Raw genomic sequence first — 16481 nt, 5'->3', positions numbered from 1 at the left:
AATATTGCCGGATTCGCGCACAAGACCAGCGGCGGAATGAGCATGGTCTTTCCCGATGTCTGCAAGACACCGGTGCCTTCGGCGCCGCCCGTACCCATTCCCTATCCAAACATCGGCAAGTCGTCAGACACCATTGCTGGCACGACGACCGTCAAGGCGGATGGTTCGATGGTGATGGTGAAGGGCGCCAAGTACATGACGAGCTCGGGGGACGAGGCGGGGACACTCGGAGGGGTCATCAGCAGCACCTTCAAGCAGGAGTGCGAGTTCCTGATGTACTCCTTCAATGTGATGCTCGACGGGAAGAATGTCTGTCGCCTCGGCGACCCCCTCTGGCACAACAAAAAGAACATCCTTGGGTGAGGTCATGACGGAACTTGCAGAATCCGTGATGATCTGCCGCTATCCGTATTTGGTGCCTGGAGATTCCCAATGTCCGAAGCCGCACGTGTCCTAGTCTTGCCCCATGAAGTCGATCCGCAGCCCCAGCGGGCGGAGGTGATCGCGCTGCTGGAGGGCGGGCTGATACGGGTACGCCTGCCGGGAGGTCGCGAATGGGATGCCGCCTGGCTCCAGTCCGGCAGTAGCGGCTCGATCGAGCTGGCTGCACATGATTGGGTCATCGTGCTGCCACCCGTCGGCGCCCATCCCGCTGTGGTGATGGGACGGATCGGCCCATACAGCCCTCCGGCGCCGCCGGCGCGGCTGTGCCTCGAGGCGACCGAAGTCCTTACCCTCAAGTGTGGCGATGCTGTGCTTGATCTGAGGGCCGATGGCAAGGCCGTGCTGCGTGGGGAGGATGTGCTGATCCGGGCTCGGGGCCTGCAACGGATCAAGGCCGGTAGCGTGTCCATCAATTAGGCGATGCCAGTCGTCGCCCCGCTCACGCGTTCCTGGTCCTTCATTCCGGACAGGGTGCTCACTCACCTGGAAGAGCTTGCCTACCTGTGGCAACGTCGTCGCGCCTCGGTGCGCTCGGACAGCTTGACGCTGTCGGACTTCGCTTACCTGACTGAGAGAATCGAGGCGCATGTCCAGGGCGCCATGGTGGCTGGCGATTCCCTTGACGCTATTGCTGGCGCTGGCCTGGTGTCGCCCGATCGGGACGAGGTCTTTGCCATTGCCTGGGCCCTCCTTCGCTGCGGTGCGAGTCGCCAGGTCTCTCAGGTCTTAGCGTCATTCCTGCATGCCAGGGGGCCTGCATTGGCTGGGTTCGGAGAGGCGCTGACACTTCTGCCCCTGGCGGCGGCAGAGCCCACATTGCGTACTGCCCTTATCGAGAGTAGCGCTCTACATGCAGCTTGGGCCACGCTTGCCCTTGCCCAGCACGATCGCCTTGATGCCGATACGGCCGACCTGAACCACCTGTTGGGGCACGATAAAGGTGATGTGGCGGCGATCGCCTGGAGGGCGGCCCTGTGTGTCGACACGCGTCATACGGCACGACCGAGGCCCTATGCGGAGGCAATTCGCCACGCGGACCCGGGCGTGGTGGAAGCAGCTGTCGAGACGGCCATATGGACAGGTCAGCCCTGGGTTCCGGAAGCTCTCTGGCGTCTCGCCGATGCCCCGGAGCGGCAGCCATGGGCTTTGGGATGGCTTGCGGCACTGACACCTCCCGGGGAACAGTCCGCAGTTCTCGCCCGGATCTGCGAGCAGCCCGCTGCCGTGCGGGGCCTCCTGGCTGCGCGTCTTGGCTCCTTTCAGGCACTCGAGCGTGTGTACGCCTGGATGGCGTCGGATGATCCCTTGCTGGCCGCGTCGGCTCTTCGCGGCTGGAGTCGGATGACGGCGCTGAGCGCGGACGGTGCTCGAATCGCTTCCCCCGAAGATCACGAGGATGATCCGGTATTGCGGGATCTCCAAGAGGAGCTTGTTCTGCCTGACCTGGCTAAGGCCCGTCAGCAATGGGACGAGCACGGCAAACGCTGGCAGGGTGGTGTACGCTGGCGCCTTGGGCACGATATTCAAGGCAGTTTGAGCCGTGAAGCCCAGCGATGGATCGACCTTGAAGCCCGCTGGGATTTTGGTGCCCGGGCAGCGTTGGCAGGGCAAAGGATCATTTCGCCACCGCCGTCAGTCTGACACAATCGGATTTATTGAAATTTAAAGAGCATTCGCTTATGCGCATCGTGGTGATGACTTTCAAGGGTGCTCCGCTGGCTGAGCCCATCCATGCGGAGTTCGGTGCTGGCGGAGGAACCATCGGTCGTGAGGCGGGTAACCGCCTCATGCTGCCTGATCCCGAGCGCCACATCTCCCGGGTTCAGGCACGGGTTATCTTCGAAGGCGGGAATTTCCTGCTGGAGGATCTGGGGGGCAATCCGAGCCTCATCAATGCGCGCCCCGTGGGTCGCGGAACCCGTGTTCAACTCGCTGACGGTGACCGGATCTGTGTCGGGCAGTACGAGATGCAGGTCGATCAATGCAAAGCCGAGCTTGCTGGGGAGGGGCCGAGGTCCGTCGGCAGTGATCCGCTCGGGCTGTTTGGAGATGTGTCGCCGGGCGGTGCCGACCCCTTCCGGTCTCAGGCACGAAGCCCTCTGCTGACGACCCCTGCAGAAGATCCTTTCGGTGTGTTCTTCCATGCGGCTGCAGCGCCAGTCGCGCCGCCGGAGTCGGCGGCGTCCCTGCCGGACCCCTTTGCGCCTGCGCCGCGCCCGGCGGTGGCACCTCCTTCGGTCGTTGGCGGAATGCCCGCACTGGACGCGAGTGTCGATGCCTTGTTCGGCATCCGTGCAGGGGAGGGAAGCAAGGATCCCTTTGCTGGCACATCCCTTTCCGGAAATGTCACTCCGTCCTTGGGTCAGGCTCCTGTCGTTGATGATCCTCTGGCACTTTTTGGGGGGGCTGTCCGCGGGGCTGTACCGGATCCCATGCGTGACGATGCGCCGTTGCTCGCCGAGAACATTGGGCTGCCGCGGGTATCTGCAGCGCAGGCTTCGCCCCTCGGTATCGCGCGCGAAGGTGGCTCGCCGCTGGCTCCGATTCCGACCCCTGTGCCATTGACTGTCGCATCGGAGCCGGCGGTGCCTGCTCCGGTCGGGGCCACTCCCCCCGGGGGGCGGTCCGAAACGGGGGCGGGGATTGTTCTGTCCTGGTCCGCGAGCGAGGGGCCCAACGCCGCTCCTCCGCCGGTCCGGGATGTGGCCGCGCTTCCGCAGACGGAGATCTATGAGCGCCGCAAGGACGTTCAGTCCTCGAATGCCCGCCCACCCCGGGGGAGCGGATCGCAGGCCTTTGACGTTGTCCTCACGCCGCCGCCTTCCCTGTCCCCGGCTGCGCCTCCGCCAAGCCCGGCGCCTGAGCCCATTGCGCCTGCCCCTGCTCCGTCAGCATCGCCGGATGTTTCGGCCGTGCTGCTCGCGGCTTTCCAGCGTGGCCTGGGCATGCCGATCTACGCGCATGGAGGGCTGACGCCCGAGCGCATGGAGCAGCTGGGGGTCGTCGTGCGGGAGGCTGTGTCGGGAACGATGGGCTTGCTCAAGGCGAGGGCCACGACGAAGCGGGAGTTTCGGGCAGACATGACAATGATCGTGAGTCGGGAGAACAACCCCCTGAAGTTCGCGCCCGACATCGAGTTTGCATTGTTTCAGTTGCTGGAGCCCAAAGGAGGCGGCTTCCTTGCGGCCGAACCCGCGATGCGCGACGCTTACCTGGACCTGCGCTCCCATCAGTTTGGCTTCCTGGCCGGCATGCGGGCCGCGATTGGCGGGCTGATTCAGCGCTTCAAGCCCGAGGTGCTGGAGCAGCGTATCAGTCGCGGCGGTTTCCTGGCCAGCGTGCTGCCCGGTGCGCGCAAGGCCCGCCTGTGGGATCTCTACGAGCAGCACTATGCGGCCATCTCACGGGAGGCCGAGGACGATTTCGATGCTCTGTTCGGACGGGAGTTTCTGAAGGCGTACGAAGAACAGATCGAGCGCCTCAGGGATGAGGCGGAGGACCAGTAAGCATGGATCAGTCTAACGCGCTCGAAACGGCCTATCTCTCGAAGCCGGGTGGCAGGGGCTACAACGAAGATGCCTGTGGCTTCTGGAGCAATGACAGCGCGGCATGCTGGGTCGTTTCGGATGGAGCGGGCGGGCACGGCAGCGGGGATATTGCGTCGAGGCTGGTCGTCAGCACTATCCTCGAAGCGTTTTCCGCCAATCCGTCAGTGAGTTCTGATCGGGCGATCGAGCTCTTGCGTCACGCCAATGATGCTGTGATCAGCGCCAAGCAGGCTGGCGTAACCAAGGACGACATGCATGCAACGGTGGCCCTGTTGATGGTGGATCGGGCCACGGAGTCGGCCATCTGGGGGCACGTGGGGGATACCCGCATCTACCTTTTTCGCGATGGTGATATCGCCTACCGTACCCGTGACCACAGTCTGGTACAGAGCTTCATTGATGCGGGTTACAGCAACGAACGCGATCTCCGTACTCATCCCCAGCGCAGTCTGCTCACCTCGGCAATTGGCTCCGCTGAAACGATTGAGCTCTCCGTGGCGGGTTCGCTGGTGGGGCTGAAGCAGGGCGACGCCTTCCTCATCTGCACCGATGGATGGTGGGAGTATGTGGACGAGGTATTCATGCTGTCCCAACTGGCAGGCGCGGTCGAGGCGAATGATTGGCTGGTGGGCATGGCTTTGCAGGTGGAGAGGGTCGCCAAGGCCGAAAACGACAATTTCAGCGCAGTGGGGGTGTTTTATGGAGCCCGACCCGCCACCACCGTCATCCGGCCCTATCCGCGGGCATAAACGTCAGCTTTCTCCCGGCCTGATCGGTCTGCTCAGGCGGGAGGCGTGGTTTGGAGCATGTCCACAAAGGCCGGGCCAGAGGGGAGATGCGAATGGGCAAGGGCCTGTTGTCCGTCGCTGTCCCACCACAGGCTGTAGCCTCCCAGGAGTTCGTTCAGTGCGTCACCGGCGAGCCGATCGAAGGCCGGTGCCTGGCCGGGGCTGCGGGGGAGCGTGCAGGCCCGACTGCGACTCCGCAGCGCGGCCAGGGCTGCGCCGCCAGGTGAAGGTGGCCCCAGGTCGAGGGTGCCGGTCGCTGCCAGGGCGGCTTCAAAGCCCTCGACCGTGGCCTCGTGGGTCAGGCAGGCCCGGGCCGCATCCTCGAGACGGTTCAGCCATGCATCCAATATCGCTACTTGAGGTGCTGACCAGCTGAACTGCGGGAGCGGGGCGCAGACGGTCAGCGGAAAATAGCGGCCGACCCGGTCTACGGAGGGGAGCAGGATGCCGCTCCAGTTGCGGCTATCCACCACCCCGGGGGCGAGCACGAAACGCCAGACCGGAGCCCTCAGGTAGGCAGACAGCCAGTTTCCACCCAGGATGCGCTGGCTGTCGACGATCACGCTCTGCAGCCAGGTGTCCCAGCCTACGATGAAGTCCTGTTCCAGCCGCCGCTGGGCAAAATCACCCAGTGCGGGAAGCTTGCCATACCAGCCTGCAGTCATCGTCGGGCTCCTTTCTACTGTTCCGGTCTATCGCACCCTTGGGAGGCTAGAGGCCGCCGGGGCATCGGAATTCGGCGAGTTCGCGCAGTCGGAAGGGGTTCTGGACGCTCCCTGCGGTCACTTCGAAACTTGCGCTGCGGCCGTCCACGTCAAAGCTCACACGGAACTTCTCCGGCGCGCCCAGGCTTTCGATCCGGGCCTTGTCAAAGAGACGGAAGAGGGCCCAGGGGCCTTCGGTCGAGAAACCGGAGTTACCACTGGCAGAGGGCGGATTGACCTGCACCCGGGCACTCAGGCCCCCCTTGGCGCCGGGCCACTGTACCGACTGGAGCACCTGCGGGCCGTGGGCATAGCGGATCAGCTGACCATCCACGTCGATGGTGATCTGGGTGAGCGCAGGGTCCATCTCCAGGGGCTTGAAGTCGAGACGCAGAGAACCGCCGCTGCGGAAGAACACGTCACGAATGACCGAAGCCCGCTGAAACTGGACCAGACTGCCCGGGTCGCCCAGGGACTGCTCCTGAACCTTCTTGAAGGTCCACTGGCGGGTGGAGGTGTCCACGTACTGGGCCAGATTTTTCTGGAAGAAGTCGTCGATGATGCCGCCGGGGGAGAACAGTCGTGCGAAGTCTTCGCGGGTGACATCCCTGTTGCTGCCTTTGGTGAAGGGGTAGCGGCCGTCTATGGCACGCTGGCAGAACTGGCCGACCTGGCCGCCCACGTTAGCCGACAGATTTTCGCGGGTTGCCGAGAGGGCCTGGCTGACGCCTGCCGTGGAGATCTGCTGCAGCATTGAGCGCAGGGGCTCCGGCATGCGCGCGCCTTCTGCCTTTACCTTGGCAGCGGTGCCACCCGGTGGGGGCGCCACTTTGTCGCGAAGGGCCGTTTCGGTGGCAGTGAGATTGACGTAGACCTCGTTGAGCAGGGACATCACGCCGTCGATAGGGGCGGTCTTTCCGTCGCTGCTGTCGACCAGGTTGCGGATCGGCGCGAAGTGCTCGTCCACCATGCTCTCCTGGGAGACGCCCTGGGGGCCGCGCACGTTGGCAACCGGGTCGAAGCCGAGGATCTTGCCCAGCTCTTGACGGGCGCCGGAGGTTTTTTCCTTTGCGGCATCCACCACGGTCTTGTCTTCGGGCTTGCGGCTCAGGGAGGTTTCCTTGGCGACGGCCTTCATGAAGCGCAGCAGGGGTGAATCCGGCGCTGACAGGGTGCGGGCCTGCTGAATGCTCTGCTGCAGGCTGGTGGAGCGGATCAGGGTCACGTCCCGCAGGTAGTCGTCCCATACCGCGATGTAGTCCGCCAGGTAAAGCCGCCGGACATCCTCAATCAGGCGGACGGAGTCGGGTGGCGTGCCGGCCGCCGTGCCCAGGACCCACGACTCCTCACTGGCCAGTTGCTGGGTCACGCGTCCGACTTCCCGGTCGAAGCCCTTGTAGTAGCCGTCGTGGGTGTACAGGCCGGCGATACCCTTGGTCAGGGGCTGGCCGCTCTTGCGCACAAAGACCAGTGTGGCGGACGGGCCGGCGGCCCGGTCGAGGGCAAAGTCGGGGATGTCTCGACCGACCCCCTGGCGCTTGAGACGGCTATACACGCGCGCAGGCAGCGAGAAGCGCAGGAGCTGATTGCGGGCCTGGGCAACGAGGGCACTATCCGTGGCCACCGGTGAATTGACGGCTCCCGTCGCAAACAGATTGTCCAGATGCTGGTTGAGGGCGCCGCGTTGATCGGTGGTGGCGCCGGCAGGGAGGGTCCGTTCCCAGTCGCTGGTGATCCAGGCTTTCAGCGCCTCGGCATTGAAGCGGGCGGGGTCCTGGAGCATCAGGTAGGCCTTGAGGGCCTCGTAGGTGAACTCCAGATTGCTCCGTGACAGGCTGTCGCGCAGCTGCGTGTCGATGCGCTGCGCAATGCGCGGCATCAGCGCGTCCCGCAGCAGGTTGCGGTAGGCCTGCCCGGCTGCTGCATCGAGCTTCTCATCCTGGGCGAGACCGAAGCCCAGGGACATGGGCGTATTGCCGCCGGGGCGGGCGGCCGTGACGGATACACCTTGTACCGCATCGATCACCGGCAGCAAGGTGAGCAGGTCATCCAGGGGCAGATCGGAGGCCTTGACCGTGACGGGTTTCAGCTCGGCAACGCGGGCATCCACTTCATCTATGTAGCCGCGGTTGCCGATGTAAGAGAGGGTCCAGGCGAGCAGCAGCCCCACTGAAACGAGGCCGATGGACGCAAACGCCGCCAGGCGGATGAGCCCGCGGCGGCGTTCCCAGGCGAGATTGGCCTTGCCGATGCCCTGTTCGGCAAAGATGACTTCCCGCAGCAGGCGCGTCATGAAGAAGCTCTTGCCCGAACCGAACTGGGGCGGAAGGACTCGCCGCTCCAGGCTGAAGGCCCCACCCAGGGTGGCCAGCACGCGGTCGATAGGGCTGCCCTCCTGGGTGCCGCTGGTGAAGTAGACGCCACGCACGAGGGCATCATGCTTGAAGCCCGATGACGCGAATATCCGGTCGATGAAGCTGCCAAGCAGGCGGGTGGTGCCCGCAAACTGGTGGGGAAAGGCCGCAATGGCCTCCCGCCGGGAGAGGTCCCTTTCGGTCTGCAGGCGCTCCATGAGCTGGCCGTCGATGCGTGACTGGAGGCCCGCAAAGCGGGCACCGAGCCCGGCCAGGGGCTTTGCATCGTCGTCCAGGGGCAGGGTGGTGCCCCACACCTGGTCGCGGGCATCCTTGCCCAGGTTGCCGAAGAATTCCTGAAAGCCCGCGATCAGGTCGGACTTGGTGACCAGTACGTAGATGGGGAGGCGCACGCCGAGCTCGGTGTACAGCTCATGGATGCGTTCGCGCAGGGCGGCGGCGTGGGTGCTGGCAGCGGCCTCGTTCTGGGTGAGCAGGTCGCTCAGAGAAATGGTCAGCAGGACCCCATTGAGAGGCTGGCGGGGGCGGAACTTCTTGAGCAGGGCCAGGAATTCACGCCACGCACCCTTGTCCGTCTCCCGGTCGGAATCCTGGGTCGTGTAGCGGCCAGCGGTATCCAGCAGCACCGCTTCGTCGGAAAACCACCAGTCACAGTTGCGGGTGCCACCTACGCCCTTGACCTGATGGCCCCCCGTGCCCTCGGCCAGCGGGAAGCGCAGGCCGGAGTTGATCAGCGCCGTGGTCTTGCCGGAACCAGGGGCGCCGATGAAGACGTACCACGGCAACTCGTAGAGATAGCGGCTCGATCCCATCGCAGCGAGCTTGTCCAGGGCGCCGCCCTGGGTCTCGCCGCCCATCCGGCGTTGCTTGAGCACTGCCGTACCTTCGGCAAAGCGCTGGCGCAGAATCTGCAGTTCTGGTGACTCTTCCTTCTGGGCGGGCTTACCGACAATGCCGTCGATCAGTTCGGCGTTCTTCTTGCGGGCTTTCCAGCTGCGGTAGGCCAGGTGGCCGACTATGGTCAGCACGCAAAGCAGGATGAGCACCAGCCTGGCGGTCTCTGATTCGAGTGGGGCGTGGCCAGCGACGGCGATGAGGGGCCCCACGTACCAAATCGCCAGACTCAAGGCGATAAGGCCGACGAGCGTGATGGCTAAGGGGTGGAGGAGGGCCTTGAAAATGCTTTTCATGGAGGTTTCCAGCGGATCAGTTGCCCGGGGCCGGGGGGAACACGACGATTTCGACGCGCCGGTTGCGGGCACGTCCCTCGGGTGAGTCGTTGGAGGTGACCGGCACGCTCTCGGCCATGCCTTCCGCCTTGATGCTGGCGGTGCCCGGCAGACGTGCTGCCAGCAAGGCCGCCACCGCGTCGGCACGGGCCTTGGAGAGGTGCCAGTTGGATGGGAAGCGTGCCGAGCGGATCGGCTGATTGTCGGTATGGCCGCGAACCAGCACGCTGCCGCCAAGTTTGGCGGTTGCCGCGCCGATGTGGTCGAGCAACTCGACGAAGGTCGCCGAGGGGGTGGCACTGCCCGCGTCGAAGAGTCCATCGCCCTGGGTCAGCACGATGGACCGGTCAGCGAGATCCTGCACCACCAGGCGGCCTGAGCGCACATCGGCGGCCAGCTGGCTGGCCAGGCGGTCGGGGGCTGGTGCGGCCGTGGGCGCAGGTTTGGCGACGGCCGTACGTGGTGTCACGGAGAGGGCGAGGATGTTGGCGAAGGTCGGGTCTGACTGGCGGTTGAGTGCGAAGGATGCGCCGACGTAGACCAGGCCTGTCAGTGCTGCAGCCACCGCTACCACTGCCCATAGGGGCAGGCTGTCGCGCAGCGGTTTGCGTTGACTGGCAGTGGTCCGCCAGTCAGGGGAGAGCTCCCGGTCGGGCTCGCTGCGGACCCGGCTGAGCATGGCGAACAGGCGCTCGCGTACCTGCTCGAGCTGGGCAGCGCCGTTCTGCAGCACGCGGTAACGGCCTTCGAAACCGAGGCTGATGATGAGATAGAACAGCTCCAGCAGATCGCGGTGGGTATCGGGCTGCTCGGCGACCTTGCCCATCAGCTGGAAGAATTTTTCACCCCCCCAGGCCTCGTTGTGGAACTGGATCAGCAGGCTGTTCTGGGCCCAGATCCGCTCGCCCCAGGGGGTGTTGGCGGCAGCTTCGTCCAGAAAGGTGCACAGGGCGTAGCGGGCTGCCACCACGTGTTCGTTGGGGCTGCCGGAGGCGCGGGCACGTCGCTCGAATTCCTGGAGAGCCTGGGCCAGGGTGGCGCGCAGGCCTGAAGGGTCGGGCGGCGCCACCTGGCGCAGCTGTGGGGCAAGGTTGAGCAGAGGGCTGGCGGCCGCGACGAGGGGGTTGAGCCCGGTTTCCCAGTCGAGGGCGCTCAGGTCGGTACGCTCGAAGCGTCCGCCGCCGTGGGCAGGCGGTGGCGACCCGGCCTGGGGGGCCGGGCGGGCACCCGGAGACGGAATGATCAGGGTACGATCGGCGGGCATCTGCCCGAACGGATCATCGTGCGCCATGGGGCAAACCTCTCAATGACACCCCCGCGCGGGCGGGGGGAACGATTGCGCCGGGGCCGGCGCCTAGGCGCGAATGGCCCACAGGGAAAGATCAAGGCCGGGAAAGTCCCCGGTCACATAGATGCCGAGCGCACCGGAGGCATCCAGCTGCTGCCAGAGATCTCCAGTGTTATCGAGTTCGAAATACGAGAAACCCGCGTGATAGGGAATCTGGCGCGGCGCGACCGGCAACGGACGCAGGGCGATGCCGGGCAGTTGCAGGTTGACCAGGTCGCGCATGCGTTCCAGCGGGCCCAGCTTGGCCTGGGCCGGGAAGCGGGTGCGCAACATCTCGCCGGGCAACTGGGCGTTTACGGCCAGGATGAAGCCGGCATTGCGCAGCAGGCTGCGATCAATGATGTGGCCCACATACCGCCCTTGCTTGTGGTCCTGCAGGTCGATGGCAATGGCATTCTGGTCGAGCACGGTGGTGAGCCCCAGGCGGATGGCGCGAATCAGGGGCAGGAAGCACAGGTCGAGCTCATCGTGGCAATACACCGGAAAGTCTCCGGGGCGCCGCTCGGTGGTGGCGAGGGTGGAAAGCTCTCCAGCGACTTCGAGCAGGCGCTCGAACAGATGCCGGGGATGCAACGGGTGGTCGGAGCGGAACTGGTCGAACACCGGCTGGTAGCGATTGACGGTCATCAGGAACAGAAAGTCCGCCACCTCGGCCACGCCACCGGCGCCCGGATGGGCCAGCCGCGAGGCGAGGGCGTCGCCGCGCTGGTGCAGCAGGGCACTGACTTCCTTGATGTAGCCGGCGAGCACGGGGGAGACGGCGCTGTCCAGCACGGGGGGGATGTAGCCGCGGTCGAGGAGCAGGCTGTTGTCGGCACGCCTCTCGGTGACGCGGGCCACGCCGACCCGGGCGTAGGCATCGGTGAGCGGGTCACTCAGGGCGAGGCGCAGCTTGGGCTGCCCGACCTGGATGGAGAAGGCGCCGCCCTTCTCGGTGTGCGCGTCGCTGACCTCGAAATCCACCGGCTCGTAGCGGGCCAGGCGGGCGGTGGCATCGGCGGAGTCGAGGCTGACCTCGAGCCCCTGGGCACGCCGCAGGGGCAGTGCCAGGCAGACGACCTGGTCCTTGGCGTCCCTGGGGAAGTCCAGCGCTGGCGGGGGCAGGTCGACGTTGGGGATGTCGAAGGGCGTGCCATCGGGCAGGATGCCGCGCGCCTCGAGGATGGCGAACTTGCCGGCCACCAGGGCCGCCTCGTCGATCACCAGATGGGAGAAACCCCAGTGATTGCCGACCAGGGGGGCCACGCGGGACTCCACCCACCAGGTGGCGTGGCGGTCCTGCTGTTGAAAATGCTGGGGCTGCAGAAAGAGGCCTTCCGACCAGACAACCCGACTGAACCAAGACATTGTGATGATCTCCTGGGCCGGAGCCGGTCAGCGTTGGGCGCTGATGCTGACCGTATCCCGCCCGACTTTCGCCTGCAGGGTATTGAGCGTGTTCCGCTGGATGGGGGCTACTGCCCGCCAGACTGTGCGGTTGGGATCGCGATAGGCCACGAACACACCGATTGACTTGACCTCGGATCCCGGCCGCAGGATGGTCTTGACGCTTTCACCCGGCCGCAAGGTGATTTCCTCCCGTTGCACGCTGGTGGCGCCGAGGGTTTTCTCGTCGGCATCGAAGAGGGAGAAGAAGTCAGCCGCTTCGAATGAAGCCGGGTGAGACAGCAGGTAATAGCGCACCACGACCGGGGTGGGGCGGCCGCGGTTGTCCTGATTGACTGTCGTATCTGCCTGGAGTGTCAGTTGAACCAGTGTGGGGGGAAGCTCGGGCACTGGCGGCTTGCTCCCGCCACAGGCGGCCAGCGCAATGCACAGGCCTGCCTGGCAACTGATCTTGAATGGCTTCCACATGAATCGGGGTCCGCAAGTCGACGACCGCAGCAGTTTATCCTGTAACCACAGCGCTTGAGCGCGCCTCCGTGCGATGGGTCGGAACTTCGGCGTGACGCCGTCGGGCAAGTCCCCACGTGGCCTGCCCGCCTTTGAAGCAGTGACTGCTGCAATTGCCCGGGGAGCAGCCTGATGCAGGCTCCGTGCCGACAAGAGGACTTCAGGCGTGCGGGATAAAGCGCGGGATAAAAAGTGACGCGACATTCTCATTTTTGCTAAGGTGAGCGGACAAGGACGTCCGCGCACGGAAGCGTTTCAGTGCTGCGCGTGACGAGGCATAAAGCCATCGCGGCGTCACCCCGGAGGGAGCCTCAAATGCGCATTTCGCTCGTCTCGAAAGCGTCCACCGCGTCTGTCGCCTGTTTGGTCGTCATGAGTCTTCTCGCAGGATGCGGAGGCTCTGGAAGTGCTGACGGCGTCAAGAAGAGCACGGGCGCGACGCTCACGTCCCTCCAGGTTGAAGGACGTGATGCGGACGGCGACAACCTGAACTATCAATGGCGCGTGACCGCCGGCAGCATAGACAACCGCAACGCCAGCGCTACCACCTGGAGCCTTCCCGATGGCCCTGGTATGCACTTTGCTTATGTGCTGATCGGCGATGGCAGAGGGGGCTACGTCGAGCAGCAATACGCCGTCTCCAGTGATGCCTTCAAGATCCCCGCCCCCGTTGCCGCTCCGGCAAGCTACTCGGCCCCGGCCGTGGTCGCCGGCGATGACGTGAAGGGAGGCTCCGTCCGGCTTCGCTTCATTGCGGATTTCGACACGACCTTCCACGATGGGGCTGCCTCGGGTGCGCGCAATGTCTATCTACCCGACGTCCGAGTCAGCCTGACCAAGGCCAGCAATGGCGAAGTGGTTTATTCCGGTACGAGCAGCCTTGGCGGAGAGCTGACGCTCCCGGCCCTGGCCGAGGGGGAGCAATTCAAGATTGTCTGCAGCGGTCCGCAAGGGAACATGCTCGAAGGCTGCAGTACGCTGACGGGAAGCGCCGTTTCGCAAGGGCTGCAGCTGCCCGTCAAGACTTCGTCGAACGTGCATAACCTGCGCCTGTACGGGCATGTCGGGCTGGCGGATGGCGGCCTCTGCGGCGTGGATAACGCGTTCTTCGGTGTGCAGTCCTCCGCCACCGTTCAGGTGCTGCAGTCGGATGGCAGTGGCATCGCTCCGCCGGTCCGGGTCAACCGCTTCGGCGACTATGCGCTTGATGCCGCCGTGCTGGTGAATGCCCGGCTCAAGCTTCGTATCCGTTGCGAAGCCTATTCTGCGATCCTCGACCTGCCCACTCCGACCGGAGGTTACCTGGGTAACGCCGTCGAGTTCTCCCATGTCATTCCCAATACCCGCCCGGCCATGGTCAGGATGCTGGCCAATGGTCCGGACGGCAATGTCCGGGGTCAGATGGTGGTGCCGGTGGCCGGCGCGTTTTCGGTGGCCCAGCCCCGTTCCGATCAGTTCCTGACCTACAAGGGCGCCGACAGCCGGGTGAGCGCCTGCAACTATTACCGGGCCTTCGGGGCGGTGAAGGACTGTGATGCCCAGGGCAACATGCTGGGTGCCATCACCCTGGAGGACTGGAAGCGCGAGAACAGGATTGGCCCCTACCGGGCCGCAAACGAGGAAGTCTCGGCCACCTACGTGAATCAACGCGACCTCAACCTGGTCAGGCGCATGGTGGCCACTCAGGCCGCCCCGGACCGGATTGCCTTTGTCGTCTGCAACCACCCTGGCCCTGACGGTGACACCCAGCGCGAGACCAATGAGGTGATCGACACGGCTCTCGCCGACGAGAAGCGGGTCGCCTGCGTCGCCATGGAGTATTCGTCGGCCACGGGGCGGAGTGATGGCAAGCCCTTCACCAAATTCCTGACCTTCGGCCCCGACGGCAAGCTCGTGCTGTCGGTCAACCTGGACGGGCGTGGCGAGAAATACATGCCCGGCGCCTGCGTGGCCTGCCATGGGGGGGCGACCTATCTGGGGCGCTTCCCCGAGTCGGGACATCCCAGCCCTGATCTGAAGGCCAATTTCCTGCCCTTTGATACCGGCAACTACCTGTTCTCGACCCGCAGGGGGTTTTCCGAGGCAGAACAATCCGCCGCCATCCGCAAACTGAACGACCTCGTCGTCGCGACCCAACCTGCCACTGCGACCCGCAACCTGATCCAGGGCTGGTATGCCAAATCGCCCCTGACCCTGGACAAGACCTACGTGCCGCCGGCCTGGGTCAGCTACGACACGGTCAAGCCCGGTGCCGCGCGCTTCTACCGAGAAGTGGTGGGCACCGCTTGCCGGACCTGCCACGCTGCGATGCAGGACAACTTCGACTGGGACGCGGGCGCGGCTCAGCCCATTCTGCTGAGCCGCGTGGCCTTGCCCCATGTTTGCGGTGGCAAAGCTGACCTTTATGCGAATGCCTCCATGCCGAACGCCCTGATGTCTCTGGATAAACTTCAGACCCACATTCAGGCGGACCCCTCCCTGGCGACGCTGGTAGTGGATTTTCTGGGGTGCTCCGCACCGGCCCCTGATCCGGTCTATCCCCGTCGCTGATTCCCGGACATCCTGCCGGACCAAAGGAAAGTCAGATGAAATCATCCATCCCCACCCTCAAGATCCTCACTGCGCTGCTCCTGAGCATGGGGCTCGCTGCCTGCAGCAACATCAAGGGGCCCGCTTCAACGGGCGGCATCCCCAAAGCCCCGGACGCGGCCAAGGCTGCCGCCGATCCAGAGCCTGACTACATCGGTGAGGGCGCCCCACCGTCGACAGTGTCCCAGTCTCCGCGCAAGCCCCTGGTCGCGCCCTCTCCGATCAAGTTCGAGGACGCCATCACCCGTGCCGGAGATCAACTGTTGGAAGACACTCTGGCCAGACTGGGCAGTGCCAAGCGGGCCGTCGTCATTGACCCGCTGATCGATGCCAACACCGGCGCCCAGACGGTCAGTACCGTCAAGATGGGGCGGCAGCTTGAAGCCCTGCTCAAGCAGCGCCGCTACAGCAATTTCACTATCAAGCCGCTGACCCGCCAGACCCTGGCTGAACAACCCCTGTTGCTGATCGGCACCCTCACCCCGGTCAACGTCCAGCGGGCCGTCGACACGCCGCCAGATGCCTTCCGGGTCTGGCTGACAGTTATTGACCTGAAGACTAGGCGGGTTGTCGCCAAGCAGATCGACCGGGCCACTGTAGGCTCGGTGAATCCCGAGCCGCTGCCCTACTTCCGTGACAGCCCGAGCTGGCACAAAGACAAGACGGTGATGGGCTACATCAACTCCTGCCAGGTCAATACCCAGGTTGGCGACCCGGCCGACCCGGACTATCTGTCCCATCTGCCTGCCGCCGCGGTTATCAACGAAGCCATGCTGGCCTACAACGACGGCAAGATCGGCGACGCCAACTCACTGTACAAGGAAGCCTCCCAGCTCGCCGACCGCGGTGACCTGCGCGTCCTCAACGGCCTCTACCTGACCAGCTGGCAGTTGGGCCAGCGGGAGGCCGCGCAAGACGCCTTCGGCAAGCTGGTGGCTTCCGGCCTGGAGGCCAAGCGTTTGCCCATGAAGCTGCTCTTCAAGCCGGGCACGGTCAGCTTCAATGACGTGGGTGACCTGCCCACCCAATACCAGCTGTGGCTCGCCACCATGGCGCGGGAGGCCGGCAAGACCCCCGCCTGCATGAAGGTCGTTGGGCATACCAGCCGGACGGGTAGCGCCAGCGCCAATGAGCGCCTGTCCCTAAGGCGTGCCGAAGCCGTGAGCAAGCTGCTCGAGGGGCGTGACCGCTCACTGCGCGCCCGGCTGTCGGTGGGCGGCGTCGGCTCCCGGGAGGCCCTGATCGGGCTTGGTACGGACGATCAGCGGGATGCATTGGATCGGCGGGTCGAGTTCCGGGTCGTCGATTGCATCTAGGAATCAACTGCACAACCGGCCTGGTGAGTGCCGGATAAGCGAGCTGGGGGCACATTGGCATGTTCAGGAATCCTGGAAACGTAAAGTGGGTCGTGGTGGCGCTTTCCTGTCTTGCCATGGCGGGTCCGGCAATGTCTGCTGGAGTCCCGAGCTCGACACTCTGGACGACTGTCTGCCAGAGCTGCCACGAGGGTAAGGACCACCCTACATTCGTGGCCACGCCCTCGAACCCCCCGCTGACGGCCAC

General features: G+C 64.8%; 12 protein-coding genes. 7 read left to right on the top strand and 5 right to left on the bottom strand.

Annotated elements, in window-relative coordinates:
• The first annotated feature begins 36 nt into the window (after positions 1 to 36).
• The 5 genes from ACIQ09_RS00825 (at position 37) to ACIQ09_RS00805 (ending at position 4741) form a co-directional block, all read left to right on the top strand.
• Positions 37 to 363: a DUF4150 domain-containing protein gene (locus ACIQ09_RS00825; protein ID WP_398304649.1), complete on the top strand. Its 327-nt coding sequence runs from the start codon at positions 37 to 39 to the stop codon at positions 361 to 363.
• 69 nt (positions 364 to 432) lie between these two features.
• Positions 433 to 861, top strand: a complete 429-nt coding sequence (locus ACIQ09_RS00820; RefSeq protein ID WP_398304646.1) for a hypothetical protein — start codon at positions 433 to 435, stop codon at positions 859 to 861.
• Between the two features lie 3 nt (positions 862 to 864).
• Complete coding sequence (locus tag ACIQ09_RS00815) at positions 865 to 2085, top strand: hypothetical protein (RefSeq protein ID WP_398304643.1); 1221 nt, start codon at positions 865 to 867, stop codon at positions 2083 to 2085.
• Positions 2086 to 2123: 38 nt separating this feature from the next.
• Entirely contained in the window at positions 2124 to 3950 is a 1827-nt protein-coding gene (gene tagH / locus ACIQ09_RS00810; RefSeq protein WP_398304639.1) for a type VI secretion system-associated FHA domain protein TagH, read from the top strand.
• 2 nt (positions 3951 to 3952) lie between these two features.
• A complete protein-coding gene (locus tag ACIQ09_RS00805; protein WP_398304636.1) occupies positions 3953 to 4741 on the top strand; it encodes a PP2C family protein-serine/threonine phosphatase in 789 nt (262 codons plus the stop codon).
• Positions 4742 to 4773: 32 nt separating this feature from the next.
• Here ACIQ09_RS00805 and tagF read toward each other — a convergent pair whose 3' ends face one another.
• From tagF to tssJ, 5 genes are all read right to left on the bottom strand, one after another.
• On the bottom strand, positions 4774 to 5445 hold the full coding sequence (gene tagF, locus ACIQ09_RS00800) for a type VI secretion system-associated protein TagF (RefSeq protein ID WP_398304633.1): 672 nt from the start codon (positions 5443 to 5445) through the stop codon (positions 4774 to 4776).
• Positions 5446 to 5491: 46 nt separating this feature from the next.
• Positions 5492 to 9049 carry a type VI secretion system membrane subunit TssM gene (gene tssM / locus ACIQ09_RS00795; RefSeq protein WP_398304630.1) on the bottom strand — a complete coding sequence of 1186 codons (3558 nt, stop codon included), beginning with the start codon at positions 9047 to 9049 and terminating at the stop codon, positions 5492 to 5494.
• A 16-nt stretch (positions 9050 to 9065) separates the two neighbouring features.
• Positions 9066 to 10379, bottom strand: coding sequence for a DotU family type VI secretion system protein (locus ACIQ09_RS00790; RefSeq protein WP_398304627.1), 1314 nt, complete (start codon positions 10377 to 10379; stop codon positions 9066 to 9068).
• Positions 10380 to 10442: 63 nt separating this feature from the next.
• Positions 10443 to 11783 (bottom strand): type VI secretion system baseplate subunit TssK, encoded by a 1341-nt coding sequence (gene tssK / locus ACIQ09_RS00785; protein WP_398304624.1) that lies wholly within the window; start codon positions 11781 to 11783, stop codon positions 10443 to 10445.
• A gap of 27 nt (positions 11784 to 11810) precedes the next feature.
• The gene (gene tssJ, locus ACIQ09_RS00780; protein ID WP_398304620.1) at positions 11811 to 12290 is read right to left on the bottom strand and encodes a type VI secretion system lipoprotein TssJ; all 480 of its coding nucleotides are present in this window, start codon (positions 12288 to 12290) and stop codon (positions 11811 to 11813) included.
• Positions 12291 to 12701: 411 nt separating this feature from the next.
• Between tssJ and ACIQ09_RS00775 the strand changes: the two genes are divergently transcribed.
• Together ACIQ09_RS00775 and ACIQ09_RS00770 are read left to right on the top strand one after the other, a co-directional pair.
• A complete protein-coding gene (locus ACIQ09_RS00775; protein WP_398304617.1) occupies positions 12702 to 14879 on the top strand; it encodes a hypothetical protein in 2178 nt (725 codons plus the stop codon).
• A gap of 35 nt (positions 14880 to 14914) precedes the next feature.
• Positions 14915 to 16234: an OmpA family protein gene (locus tag ACIQ09_RS00770; protein ID WP_398304614.1), complete on the top strand. Its 1320-nt coding sequence runs from the start codon at positions 14915 to 14917 to the stop codon at positions 16232 to 16234.
• Positions 16235 to 16481: the final 247 nt, after the last annotated feature.

The sequence above is a fragment of the Zoogloea sp. genome (genome assembly GCF_044344315.1).
Classification (GTDB): Bacteria; Pseudomonadota; Gammaproteobacteria; order Burkholderiales; family Rhodocyclaceae; genus Zoogloea.
The sequence above is the reverse complement of the archived record's forward strand: the minus strand, read 5'-3'. Positions and strand labels throughout refer to the sequence as shown.